General features: G+C 68.1%; 13 protein-coding genes. 4 read left to right on the top strand and 9 right to left on the bottom strand.

Features of this window, described 5'->3' with window-relative positions; translation table 11 throughout:
• Position 1: 1 nt before the first annotated feature.
• From ACW9UR_RS01135 to ACW9UR_RS01110, 6 genes are all read right to left on the bottom strand, one after another.
• A complete protein-coding gene (locus ACW9UR_RS01135) occupies positions 2–694 on the bottom strand; it encodes an EI24 domain-containing protein (protein ID WP_458915056.1) in 693 nt (230 codons plus the stop codon).
• 8 nt (positions 695–702) lie between these two features.
• On the bottom strand, positions 703–1,278 hold the full coding sequence (locus ACW9UR_RS01130; RefSeq protein WP_458915055.1) for a nitroreductase family protein: 576 nt from the start codon (positions 1,276–1,278) through the stop codon (positions 703–705).
• Between the two features lie 87 nt (positions 1,279–1,365).
• On the bottom strand, positions 1,366–1,929 hold the full coding sequence (locus ACW9UR_RS01125) for an FMN-dependent NADH-azoreductase (RefSeq protein ID WP_458915054.1): 564 nt from the start codon (positions 1,927–1,929) through the stop codon (positions 1,366–1,368).
• Positions 1,930–2,062: 133 nt separating this feature from the next.
• Positions 2,063–2,743, bottom strand: a complete 681-nt coding sequence (locus ACW9UR_RS01120) for a GNAT family N-acetyltransferase (protein WP_458915053.1) — start codon at positions 2,741–2,743, stop codon at positions 2,063–2,065.
• A 30-nt stretch (positions 2,744–2,773) separates the two neighbouring features.
• The gene (locus ACW9UR_RS01115; protein WP_458915052.1) at positions 2,774–3,964 is read right to left on the bottom strand and encodes a DUF1501 domain-containing protein; all 1,191 of its coding nucleotides are present in this window, start codon (positions 3,962–3,964) and stop codon (positions 2,774–2,776) included.
• Positions 3,965–3,974: 10 nt separating this feature from the next.
• The gene (locus ACW9UR_RS01110) at positions 3,975–5,333 is read right to left on the bottom strand and encodes a DUF1800 domain-containing protein (RefSeq protein WP_458915051.1); all 1,359 of its coding nucleotides are present in this window, start codon (positions 5,331–5,333) and stop codon (positions 3,975–3,977) included.
• Between the two features lie 172 nt (positions 5,334–5,505).
• On the opposite strand from ACW9UR_RS01110, the gene ACW9UR_RS01105 reads away from it, so the two are divergent.
• Positions 5,506–6,993, top strand: coding sequence for a carboxypeptidase M32 (locus ACW9UR_RS01105; protein ID WP_458915050.1), 1,488 nt, complete (start codon positions 5,506–5,508; stop codon positions 6,991–6,993).
• Here ACW9UR_RS01105 and ACW9UR_RS01100 read toward each other — a convergent pair.
• Positions 6,990–7,604, bottom strand: coding sequence for a methyltransferase domain-containing protein (locus ACW9UR_RS01100; protein ID WP_458915049.1), 615 nt, complete (start codon positions 7,602–7,604; stop codon positions 6,990–6,992). The two genes, ACW9UR_RS01105 and ACW9UR_RS01100, sit on opposite strands and share 4 nt — an antisense overlap.
• Before the next feature lie 228 nt (positions 7,605–7,832).
• Between ACW9UR_RS01100 and ACW9UR_RS01095 the strand changes: the two genes are divergently transcribed.
• Positions 7,833–8,087, top strand: coding sequence for a hypothetical protein (locus ACW9UR_RS01095; RefSeq protein ID WP_458915048.1), 255 nt, complete (start codon positions 7,833–7,835; stop codon positions 8,085–8,087).
• Between the two features lie 13 nt (positions 8,088–8,100).
• Here ACW9UR_RS01095 and dapB read toward each other — a convergent pair whose 3' ends face one another.
• A complete protein-coding gene (dapB, locus tag ACW9UR_RS01090) occupies positions 8,101–8,916 on the bottom strand; it encodes a 4-hydroxy-tetrahydrodipicolinate reductase (protein ID WP_458915047.1) in 816 nt (271 codons plus the stop codon).
• Between the two features lie 107 nt (positions 8,917–9,023).
• On the opposite strand from dapB, the gene rbfA reads away from it, so the two are divergent.
• Both rbfA and truB read left to right on the top strand, forming a co-directional pair.
• Positions 9,024–9,443, top strand: coding sequence for a 30S ribosome-binding factor RbfA (gene rbfA / locus ACW9UR_RS01085; protein ID WP_458915046.1), 420 nt, complete (start codon positions 9,024–9,026; stop codon positions 9,441–9,443).
• A gap of 4 nt (positions 9,444–9,447) precedes the next feature.
• Complete coding sequence (truB, locus tag ACW9UR_RS01080; RefSeq protein ID WP_458915045.1) at positions 9,448–10,353, top strand: tRNA pseudouridine(55) synthase TruB; 906 nt, start codon at positions 9,448–9,450, stop codon at positions 10,351–10,353.
• Between the two features lie 320 nt (positions 10,354–10,673).
• Here the strand turns inward: truB and aspS are convergent, their stop codons facing one another.
• Positions 10,674–12,449 carry an aspartate--tRNA ligase gene (aspS, locus tag ACW9UR_RS01075; protein WP_458915044.1) on the bottom strand — a complete coding sequence of 592 codons (1,776 nt, stop codon included), beginning with the start codon at positions 12,447–12,449 and terminating at the stop codon, positions 10,674–10,676.
• Positions 12,450–12,473: the final 24 nt, after the last annotated feature.

Raw genomic sequence — 12,473 nt, 5'->3', positions numbered from 1 at the left:
CTCATCCCCCGTTCCGGTTCACCCGGTGAAACATGTGTGTATAGGCCGCCACGCCCAGAACCGGCACGAACAGGTTGATCACCGGTACGCTCAGCGGCACCGCAAGCAGCACGCCCAGCGCCCAGACCTGCCCCCGGTTCGCCTTGCGCAGCACACTGGCCGGCTTGCGGCCCGCGCGGCGCTCGGCCACCAGTTGGAAATACTCCCGCCCCAGCAGGAAGCCGTTCACCGCCCAGAAGACGAAAGGCGCGGCGACGGTCGAGACAAGATAGACCACCAGCGCCAGCGCGTTGACCAGGATCACCAGCGCCAGCAGGCTGACCGCCTCGCGCATCGCCGCCGGTATGCTCAGGCGCGGCGCGGGGCTCAGGTGCGGATAGTGCTTCGCCTCGACCGCATCGACGATATCATCGAGGAAGAAGCCGACGCAGACAAAGGCCACCGGCAGCATCAGGAACACCGAAGCGACGATCAGCAAGCCTATCCCGGCCCAGCTCAGCCAGTCCGCGGTCAATGTGACCGCGCCGATCCAGGGCAGGTTCACGACGTCGGGCAGCAGCCAGCCGCCCAGCGTGAACAGCACCCAGGAGACCGCGACCAGGATCCCGATGGTCACGCCCAGTGCCTTGAGTACCGCGCCCATGAAGCGCGGATCACCCAACTGGCCCAGCGCGCGCGAGACGTCCCCCAGCATCGCGGGCCTCAGGCGTCGATCCAGCGGATCTTGGCCGCCGGGTCGGGGCGCGGCCGCTCCGGCGGGGCGGCGCCCTCGGTGCCGATCACGATCCAGCCCGCGACCTGCACGCCCTCAAGGCCCAGCCCTTCCTTCAGGAACGCCGGGTCCGTCGCCGTCCAGCCGGTCAACCAGTTCGCGCCCCAGCCCGAGGCCAGCGCGGCGTTCAGCACGCTCAGGCACACGCAGGCCGACGACGCCTCCTGCTCGGCCAGCGGGATTTTCGGGCTGTCCACCGGTGCCGAGACCACCGCCACGATCACCGGCGCATCGCGGAACATCGCCGCCTGCTTGGCAACCTGCTCGGGATTGCGCCCCGAGGCCGCGCCGACCGTCTCGACGATCCCCGCCAGCCGGGACGGCGCACCGCCCTCCAGCACCACCAGTTCCCAAGGCTCCAGCTTGCCGTGATCGGGCACCCGCATCCCCGCCTCGAGGATCGGCGCCAGCGCCTCGCGATCCGGCCCGGGCGCGCGCAACGTCTTGGCCGGGCGCGAGCGGCGGGTCCGCAGGAAATCAAACGCTTCGGGGCTGGGATCTGGCATCGAACACCTCCACAAGAAAACGGCGCACGCCCGGTTTACCCGAGGCGCGCGCCCGTCTTCGGCCCCGAAAGGGACGATGTCAACGCGTCAGGCGACCTGCGTAAGCTCGGCAATCTTGGCGTTCGCCGCGTCCAGAACCTTGTCCGCGCCGTTGCCCAGCGCGTCGGCGGCGACGATCTCGACATCGGTGATGCCGATGAAGCCCAGCACGTGGCGCAGGTAGGGCGTCGCGTAATCCCAGGCGCTGCCGACCGGCATGCCGCCCGAGGCGACGACGACATAGGCTTTCTTGCCCTTCAGCAGGCCCTCAGGGCCCTCGGCGGTGTAGCGGAAGGTCTCGCCCGCGCGGGCCACCTGGTCGATCCAGGCCTTCAGCGTCGCGGGGATCGAGAAGTTGTAGACCGGCGTGGCGATCACGATCGTGTCGTGGTCGCGCAGTTCCTCGATCAGTTCGTTCGAGGTCGCCATCACGTCGCCGCTCGCGCCGGCGTCACGCGCGCTCACCCAGGCTTCGCTGACGAACGGCAGGCCGTTGCTGACGTCGCGCGTGGTAACGGGGTTGCCGAGACCGGCCGCGAGTTTCTCTGCCAGCTGGCGGGTGACCGAGCCCGCCTGGCGCGCGCTCGATTGGATCAGAAGTGTCTTGGACATGGTGCCCTCCGGTTTGTCTGTCTGGAGCACACATGAACATTCGCCGCCGCCCTGACAATTCCGCGGCAGACTCACAGTTTGTCGCCGAAATAGAAACGGACACAACGCGTTCGCAGCTGCGAAACAACCGGGACTAGAGCGCAGGGTCCCTTGCGGCCAGCAGCGGCGCGGTCTGGCCGGCCAGCGCCACACGCTGCCGACTGTCCGCGCCGAAGTTGGCATCTGCCAGCCAGGCGGCGTGCGCCTCGCGCAGTGCCGGCCACTCGCCGTCGAGAATCGAGAACCAGGCCGTGTCCCGGTTTCGCCCCTTCACAACCGCCGCCTGCCGGTGCACGCCCTCGAAGCTGAAGCCCAGCCGCTGCGCCGCCCGGCGCGAGGCCAGGTTCAACGCGTTGCACTTCCATTCCACCCGGCGATAGCCCGCATCCACCGCCCAGCCGATCATCAGGCCCAGCGCCTCGGTCGCCGCGCGGGTGCGCTGCAAGCGGGGCGAAAAGCACAGATGCCCGATCTCGATGGTCCCGGCCAGCGGCGTGATCCGCAGGTAGCTGGCGACGCCCGCCGGGCCCTCGGCGTCGTGGATCGCATAGAACACCGGATCGCCCGCAGCCGCCGTGGCCATTGCCCAGTCGGCATAGGTACCGGCATCGGGAAACGGGCCGTAGGGCAGGTAATCCCAGACCTGCGGCGCATCGGCATAGGCCACGTGCAGCGCGGCGCAGTGCCGCCGCTCCAGCGGCTCGAGCCGGGCGTGGCGGCCGGTCAGCGTGGCGAAGGGCCGCCCCGGCACCTTCCAGTCGGTCAGATCGGTCATCGCGCCATCAGACATGCGCCGAGGGCGGCGTCAAGCGATCAGCTTCGGGTCGCGCCCCAGGTCGACGCCGGGGAAGACCACCGAGTCCAGCTTGTCCCTGTCGATCCCGAACAGCCCGCGCATCGCCCAGGCCGCGTAAAGACGCACGTCCGCCGTCGGCATCAGGTCGCGGTCGCGGTAGAGGTCCTCGGGCGCCAGCCCCGGCCATTGCCCCAGCACCTGCTGGCCGCGCAGCGCGCCGCCCGCAAAGATCGCGGCCCCGCCGGTGCCATGGTCGCTGCCCCGGTTGCCGTTCTCGCGGACGGTGCGGCCGAACTCGGTCAGGCACAACACGGCGGTCTTCTCCCACGCCGGGCCAAGCCCCTGTTTCAGCGTCAGGATCGCCGTCTGCAATTCCTTCAATGCGTTGCCCAGCGCGCCGGGCTGGTTCTGGTGCGTGTCCCAGCCGTTCAGCGAGAACGCCGCCACCCGCGCCTCGCGCGACAACTGCTGCGCGGCGAATCCGGCCAGCGCTTCGGCCCGCGCGGCCTGGCGCGGGTTCATCATCCCGGCCTCCTGCCCCCCGGCCAGTTGCATCGCCGTGGCGCTCGCCTCGCGGAACAGCGGGTCGTCCCGGTAGATCGCGTTCAGCAGCAGCTGCGCCTGCGGCGACAGCGCCATGTCGCTGTCTGGAGACCAGGCCGAGACCGGCGCGTCGCCCGACAGCAGCAGCAGGTTCTCGCGCCCCACCGCGAACGCGGTTTCCGAGCTTGACCCCGGCAGCAGCGACAGCATCCGGTTCAGCCAGCCATCCCGGCCCGGCGTCAGCCCGCCGTCCGGGGAATTGCCACCATTCTCCAGCAGATCCTGCCCGTCGAAATGGCTGCGCTTGTCCCGATAGGGCGTCGAGACAGCATGAGCGAAGCTCAGCTCGCCCGCCTGCCAGAGCGGCATCAGCCCCGACAGCCCCTTGTGCAGCATGAAGAACCCGTCGAGGTCCTGCGCGCCGCCCTTCTCGCCGGTGCTGAGCACCTTGCGGTGCTGCGCCAGAAAGCGGTCACCCACAGGCTGCACCACGTCCAGCCCGTCCATCGCGCCGCGCAGCACGATGACCACAAGCCGGTTGTCGCCCGGCGTCACCGCAAGCGTCACCGGCGTCACGAACGGGCTGGCCGCAGCCGAGCAGCCCAGCGCCAGGCTCGCGCCCAGGAAACGGCGGCGGCTGAGATCCGTATCGGTCATGCGCCCCTCCTCAGCGGCGGTTGAACTCGGGCGACGCCAGCACCAGCGCCACGCCCTCGTGTTTCGTCTCGGAACCCGCCACCGCACGGACCAGAAGATCCGAGGCCACCGGCCCCAGCGCGGTCTCGACGAAAGCTCGCGGGTCCATGTCCCGCGCCCGCTCCTGCGCCAGGGCGCCCGCCCAGCTGACGCGGGCCGCCAGCCCCGCTGGGGTAATCCAGGCCTCGGGCTCCTCGGGGAAGCCATCCGGCCCGGTCGGCTCCAGCAAAGGCTGGCCCATCTGCATCAGCGGGATCATCAGCGCGTCCGAGAACTGCTTGCGGCTCAGCCGAAGCACCTCGGGACCCGAGACGTCCAGCGCCCGCAGCGCCGAGACGGTGAACTCCAGCGGCGTCTTGGCCTTCTGCAGCGGCAGTTCCATCGCCTGCGGCAGGTTCACCAGCGTCCGGTAGAGCGGCATCAGCTTGCCGTCCTCCTCAAGGTAGGCCTTTGCCAACGCCTCGACGGCATCCTCGTCCACCGCGCCGCCGATGAAATGCACGTAAAGCTTCCGCGACAGGTGCCGCGCGGTCTCGGGGTGCATTGCAAGGTCCGTCAGCGCCCTGTCGATGTCCTCTTCGCTGGCGCGCTTGCCGCCATAGCTTTCGCCCAGCAAGGTCTCGGCCCCCGGCTCGGCGAGGCGCGGGTTGAAGGCATAGCCGTCGTCGTCCAGCGTCAGGCCGGTCAGCAGTTCGGCGAACTGCCGCACGTCGGTCTGCGCATAATCCGCGCCGACGCCGAGCGTGTGCAGCTCCAGGATCTCGCGCGCAAGGTTCTCGTTGAGCCCGCGCTTGCCCTTCTGCCCGACCTTGGAGTTCGGCCCCGTCGACCGGTTCTGGTTCAGGTAGGTCAGCATCGCCGGATGCTTCGTCACCGCGATCAGCAAGTCCGAGAACCGCCGGGTCATCTGCGGCCGGATCGCGCTCTCGATCATGTCGTGGGTCAGCAGCGCGCGCCGCCGGTTGGCCGCCTCGACCGAGAAATGATCGGTCCAGAACCAGGCAAGCCGCTCGAAGAATCCGTCTTCGGCGTCGATCGCGCGCGCCAGCATCCGGCGGCGGTCATTGGTCATCGTCCCGGCGATCAAACGGCCGGTGTTCTTCACCGCCAGCTCACCGCCTGCCATCTTCTCGCGCTGCATCTTCCGCGCGTCGGTGTTGGCGGCCAGCATCTCCATACGCTCGGCGAGGCCGGGCGCGTCGGCGCCGTCCTCTTTCCGTGCGTCGCGCAGCTGCTTCATCAGCGCCTGCGGGCCGTCGGGGGGCGCTTCGCCGGGACGCAGCCCGAAACCGAAGCGGATCGCCGCAAGGGCGGAGGGGAGCGTGGTCATGGAAAGCTCCTGCCGGTCCTGACCGGTCCTGTTCGATACCTCGTGCGCGGTGACGACTCGCACACCGCCGCTGTTTTCCACAAGGGTGCCGTGCGGGACCGGCCTGTGCAAGCTTGCAGACCGCGCCAAGGGCGATAGGTTCGGCGGCAATCCGCCAGAGGACCCGAGCAAGATGACCGCCTACGAGAAACTGATCGCGCACACCCGCGAAACCGTTGCGCTGATGCACGCGGACGAGATCCTGGGCTGGGACCAGGAAACAATGATGCCGCCCAAGGGCGAGGAGTTTCGCGGCGAGCAGGCCGCGGCGCTGTCGACGGCGATCCACGCGCGCGCCTCGGACCCGCGTCTGGGCGACTGGCTCGATCAGGTCCGGACCGAAGAACTCACGCCCGCCGCGCAGCGCAACGTAACCCTGATCCGCCGCTCCTACGACCGCGCCACACGCCTGCCCGAGGGCCTGTCGGCTGCGCTGGCCCGTGCCACCGCGGCCGGGGTTTCGGCCTGGATGGCAGCCCGCCGGAGCCAGGATGTCTCGCTGCTCACCCCCGCACTCGCGCACATCGTCAGCCTGAAACGCGAGCAGGCCCAGGCCCACGCTGCCCCCGGCCAGTCCGCCTATGACGCGCTGCTCGACGATTTCGAGCCCGGCATGTCCGCCGACGTGCTCATGCCGATGCTCGAGGCCCTGCGCGCCCCGCTCGCGGAACTGCGCGCCGCCATCGCCGAGGAAGCGCCGCTGATGCCCATCGCCGGCCAGTTCCCCGCCGCCTCGCAGCTGGCGCTGGCCCGGCAGGTGGCCGAGGTCTTCGGCTACGACATGGAGGCCGGACGCATCGACCTCGCGCAGCACCCGTTCTGTGCCGGGCACGGCGGCGACGTGCGGATCACCACCCGCGTGGACGAGGCCGACCCGCTCAACTGTCTGCTCTCCACGATCCACGAGACCGGGCACGCGGTCTACAACCAGACCATGCCCGCGGACACGCTCTACGAGCCGATCGGTACCCACGCCTCGATGGGCGTGCACGAAAGCCAGAGCCGGATGATGGAGAACCAGATCGCCCGCTCGCGGCCCTTCGCCGAGTTCCTGCATCCGCTGCTCGTCGCCCATTTCGGCGAAGCCGCGCCCGCCGATCCGCAGGCGCTCTACCAGGCGATGAACCGGGTCGAGACCGGATTCATCCGCACCGAGGCGGACGAGGTGCACTACAACCTCCACGTCATCCTGCGGACCCGGCTGGAACGCGCGATGATCGAGGGCGAACTGGCCGTCTCCGACCTCGAGGACGCTTGGAACGAGGGCTTCCAGACCGATTTCGGCGTCCCCGTCCCGTCGCCCCGGCTGGGCGTCCTGCAGGACATCCACTGGCCGAAAGCCCTGTTCGGCTATTTCCCGACCTACAGCCTGGGCAACATCTACGCCGGTGAGCTTTTCGCCGCACTGCGCGCCGACCTGCCCGATCTCGACGACCGGATCGCAGCCGGTGAGTTGGCCTCGGTGCTCGATTGGTTGGGCGAGCGCATTCACCGCCCGGCGAACACCTTGCCCCCGGCCGAACTGATCGCCCGCGCCGTCGGACACGACCCCACCGCCGCGCCGCTGCTGTCCTATCTGCGCACCAAGTTCTCGGACCTCTACGGGCTGAAGGGTATCTAGTAGATCCCCGGCTTGTCCGCCCAGGCCCAGCCCGCATAGACCACCGAGAGCGCCGCGACCGGGCCGAAGACCGGCGCGCCGCGCATGGTCAGGCGGTTCGGTCCCAGACCGGTCAACCCACGCGGCGCCAGCCCCACGGCGCGCAGCATCTCGGCGGTTTCCTCCGGAGTGAGGAACCGAGCCGGATCGTGCTGCGCCCGGCGCAGCACCCGCACCAGCAGCAGCCGTGCCAGCCAGGTGCGGTTCACCGCGTCATAGAGCAGCTTGCCGCGATGCTTGAGCACTCTCGATGCTTCGGCCAGCAGTCGCTCGGGCGGGATGGGCTGCGCAGTCAGCGCCGCGCACCAGACCAGGTCGAAACTCGCCTCGGGGAACGGCAGAAGATCGCGCCGCGCCGCGGCCGGATCGGGGGCTGCGGGAACATGCGGCACCGCCTCCGCGCCCGCCTCCGTCAGCACCTTGGCCAGAGGACCGGCGCCCGTCCCAAGCACCAGTACCCGCTTGCGCGCCCATCCTCCGACAATGGGGCCGAAATGCGCCATTCGTGCGGCGTCGAACGCAACCCGAAGCGGGTCCGGACGCCCGGTTTCCAGCCCTCTTTCCGCCTTCACTTCGCCTCGAATCACCATCCAGGCAGCGGGTTTTTGCACTTGCAAAAGGAGATCCGAGCCACATTTCCGGTGCGCTGGACCCCTCTACAGATTGCATTATTTGAACGTGTCAACCCAACATCTTCGAATGACCCTGACATGGCCTCCGAATATGACTCGCTTGCCACATTTTGACCACAATCCTTACCAACCTCTTCGCACAGGAGTGTGTGAGTTATGATGTTCTTCGTGAGTGTTCTCGCCGGCGCGATCGGCGCAGCCATGGCAGCGGGCCTGATGCCCGAACGCAGCGTCCACGGGACGCTGAACCTGGTGCTCGGCATTCTCGGAGGCACCATCGCCTTCGCCACCACGGTCGAACTGCTCCATATCGAACCGGCCGTATCGGTCTTCCTGCAGTTTCTGATCATCGGCGGCGGAACCGGCGCGGCATTCACCCTTGCGGTAGGCAGCCTGCGCAACATTCTGCGCGACACGCACTGAGCCCGCCCGGGGATCACCCCCGCAGGCCCAACACGTCGATCATGTCGTAGCCGCCGGGCGCGCGCCCGTGCCCCCAGATCGCGGCCTTCAGCGCGCCACGCGCAAAGATCATCCTGTCGGTCGCGATGTGCCGCAGCACGATCCGCTCGCCATCGGCGGCAAAGATGACGTCATGCTCTCCGGCCACGTCGCCGCCGCGCAGGGCCGCGAAACCGATGTCGCCGCGCTTGCGCGCCCCGGTCTGCCCGTCACGCCCGCGATCCGAGACATCGCTCAGCGCCACGCCCCGCCCTTCGGCGGCGGCCTCGCCCAGCATCAGCGCGGTGCCCGAGGGCGCATCGACCTTGTGCCGGTGGTGCATTTCGACCACCTCGATGTCGAAATCCGGGTCCAGCGCGGCGGCGACCTGCTTCGTCAGTAGCGTCAGCAGGTTCACCCCAAGGCTCATGTTCCCCGCGCGCACCTGCACCGCATGCCGTTGCGCGGGCTTCAGCGCCGCGATCTGCGCGTCGGTCATGCCGGTCGTGCCGATGACATGCACGCAGCGCGCCTGCGCCGCCAGCGCGGCGTTCTCCAGCGTCGCTTCGGGCGTGGTGAAATCCAGCACCGCATCGGCCCCGGCAAACACCTCCAGCGGATCCGCCGAGACGACAACGCCGCGCGCACCGCCGCCCATCGCCTCGCCCAGGTCGCGGCCGATCCAGTCATGGCCGGGCCGCTCGGTCACGCCGGACAGATGTGCCCGGTCGCTTTCGCCCACGGCGCGGATCAGCATCTGCCCCATGCGCCCTGCAGCCCCAAGTACCGCCACCCTGATCGCGTCGCCCATGCCCTCACCTTTCGGTCGAAATTCCAGCCGGCCAAGCCATAGCGCGGCCTTCGCCGCTTGGCAAAGCCGCCCGTCTGGCCTAGATCACCCGAAAGCGAGGTATTCCCATGGCACGACATACGAATAGCGGCGGCGCGCCCAGCCAGCGTCAGCTGCGCGTGGCCGAAATCATCCGCCGCGCGCTGTCGGACGCCTTCGCGCGCGGCGATCTGCACGACCCCGACCTGGCCGGCACGTCCATCACCGTGGGCGAAGTCCGCACCAGCCCCGACCTGAAGCACGCGACGGTCTTCGTCCTGCCGCTCGGCGGGCGCGACGTCGACTTCGTCCTCGAAGCGCTCAACCGCAACCGCGGAGAGCTGCGGCGTCACGTCAACAAGGCGGTAACGCTGAAATACTCGCCCGAGCTGAAGTTCGTCGAGGATCGCAGCTTCGACCAGATGGACGACACCCGCCGCCTGCTGTCGAACCCGACCGTGCAGCGCGACATCCACGCCGAAGACGCCGCCGACGACAGCGAGGACTGATCTCATGGCACGCCGCAAGAAGGGCCGGGACATCACCGGCTGGCTGCTCGTGGACAAACCCGCGGGCCCGACCTCGACCGATATCGTGAACCGCGCGCGCTGGCTGCTGAAGGCGAAGAAGGCCGGGCACGCCGGCACGCTCGACCCGGCGGCGACCGGGCTGCTGGTCATCGCCTTCGGCGAGGCGACCAAGGCCCTGCCCTACATCACCGACGCGCTGAAAGCCTACCGCTTCACCGTGAACTGGGGCGCGGCGACCAACACCGACGACGCCGAGGGAGAGGTAATCGAACGCGCCGAGACCCGCCCGACCCCCGAACAGATCCGCGAGGCGCTGCCCCGTTTCACCGGCGACATCGAACAGGTGCCGCCCGCCTTCTCGGCGGTGAAGGTGGACGGCGAGCGTGCCTATGCGCTGGCCCGCAAGGGCGATGCGCCGGAACTGGCCGCGCGCCCGCTCTATGTGGACAAGCTGGAACTCGTGGACACTCCCGACGCTGACTCTGCGGTGCTGGAAATGGTCTGCGGCAAGGGCGGCTACGTCCGCGCCATCGCCCGGGACCTCGGCCGCACGCTCGGCTGCCTCGGACACACCGCGACGCTGCGCCGGCTCTGGACTGGGCCGTTCGACCTCGAGGACGGTGCGATCGAATGGTCCGAAGAGGTCACCGCCGAGGACATCGAGGCCGCGATGCTGCCCCTCGAGGCGGGCCTGGACGAACTGGCGCAATGCCGCTGCGACCAAGTCGCGTTCGCGCGTCTACGGAACGGCAACGAGGCGCCGGTGCTGAACACCGACGCCGAGAATGGCGAAGAATGCTGGGCAAGTGTTGGCGGGCGCCCAGTGGCGCTCGGCACCTACAAGTTCGGACATTTCTACCCGAACCGCGTCTTCAACCTGCCTACCTAGGACGTCGGCCGATCAGAAGAACGGTGCCGGCGTCACCCCCCATGCGGCGCCCGCCAGAACCAGGACCAAGGCGCCGATGATTGAAACCCGCGCCATATCCATCAACTCAGACTGATTTACCACTTACATCCCCCTCGGGTACTGCTGAATAACCACTCACACTCACTACACCGCAGCCCCCTGACGGTAGACACATTTATACCAAATTTGAGACAAAGAAGAAGCCATATTTCGGGAGCGGGCGTGCAATCTCGCACATTCCAAAAAACGACGCGGCCCGAATAGAGCCGCGTTTTCTTTTCATAACAAGAACTTGCCCGTCACTCGCGGGGCATTAACCGCAAGCCCAATTCGCGCAGCTGCTCGTTCGTGGGATCGCTCGGCGCCTGCATCATCAGGTCCTCGGCGCGCTGGTTCATCGGGAACATGATGACCTCGCGGATGTTCGCGGTGTCCGCCAACAGCATGACGATACGGTCGATTCCCGCCGCGCAGCCACCGTGCGGAGGCGCACCGAATCGGAACGCGTTGACCATGCCGCCGAACCGCTTGCGTACTTCGTCCTCGCCGTAGCCGGCGACCTCGAATGCCTTGAACATGATGTCCGGCTTGTGGTTCCGGATCGCGCCAGAGACGATCTCGTAGCCGTTGCACGCCAGATCGTACTGAAAGCCCAGCACGTCGAGCGGATCGCCGTCCAGCGCCTCTAGCCCGCCCTGCGGCATCGAGAACGGGTTGTGCGAGAAGTCCACCGCGCCGGTCTCGGGGTCCTTCTCGTACATCGGGAAGTCCACGATCCAGGCGAAGGCGAACCGGTCCTGCTCGGTCAGACCCAGCTCGTCGCCGATCACCACGCGCGCCCGCCCCGCGACCGACTCGAACGCCGCAGCCTTGCCGCCCAGGAAGAAGGCCGCATCGCCGACGTTCAGACCCAGCTGCTGCCGGATCGCCTCGGTCCGCTCGGGGCCGATGTTCTTGGCCAGCGGGCCAGCCGCTTCCATCTCGCCGTTGTTGTCGCGCCAGAAGATATAGCCCATGCCGGGCAGCCCCTGCTCCTGCGCGAACTTGTTCATCCGGTCGCAGAACTTGCGGCTGCCGCCGGTGGGCGCGGGGATGGCACGGATCTCGTTGCCTTCCTGCTCCAGCAGGTTGGCGAAGATCGCGAAGCCCGAGCCGCGGAAATGCTCGGACACGTCCTGCATCTTGATCGGGTTGCGCAGGTCCGGCTTGTCGGTGCCGTACCAGAGCGCAGCATCCTTGTAGCTGATCAGCGGCCAGTCCTCGTCGACCTTCCGGCCGCCGCCGAACTCCTGGAAGATGCCGCTCAGAACCGGCTGGATCGTGTCGAACACGTCCTGCTGGGTGACGAAGCTCATCTCCATGTCCAGCTGGTAGAAGTCCGTCGGCGAGCGGTCGGCGCGCGGATCCTCGTCGCGGAAACAGGGCGCGATCTGGAAATACTTGTCGAAGCCCGAGACCATGATCAGCTGCTTGAACTGCTGCGGCGCCTGCGGCAGCGCATAGAACTTGCCCGGGTGCAGACGGCTGGGCACCAGGAAGTCACGCGCGCCCTCGGGGGACGAGGCGGTGATGATCGGCGTCTGGTACTCGCGGAAACCGGTGTCCCACATCCGCCGCCGGATCGAGGCGACCACGTCCGAGCGCAGCGTCATGTTATTCTGCATCTGCTCGCGGCGCAGATCGATGTAGCGATAGCGCAGGCGGGTTTCCTCGGGGTACTCCTGCTCGCCGAAGACCGGCAGCGGCAGTTCCTCGGCGGCGCCCAGCACCTCGAGATCGCGGATGAAGACCTCGACCTCGCCGGTCGGGATGTTCGGGTTCACGAGCCCCTCGTCACGGGCCTTCACCTCGCCGTCGATCCGGATCACCCATTCCGAGCGCACCTTCTCGACCGCCGAGAACGCGGCGCTGTCCGGGTCGGCCAGCACTTGGGTCACGCCGTAGTGGTCGCGCAAGTCGATGAACAGAATGCCGCCGTGATCGCGCACGCGGTGGACCCATCCGGAGAGGCGGACGGTCTTTCCGACATCTGCTTTTGTAAGCTCGGCGCAGGTGTGGCTGCGAAAGGGATGCATATGCTGGACTCCGGGGTGCAAGGA

This window comes from Halovulum sp. GXIMD14794 (assembly GCF_054457455.1).
This window is presented reverse-complemented; position numbering and strand designations above follow the sequence as displayed.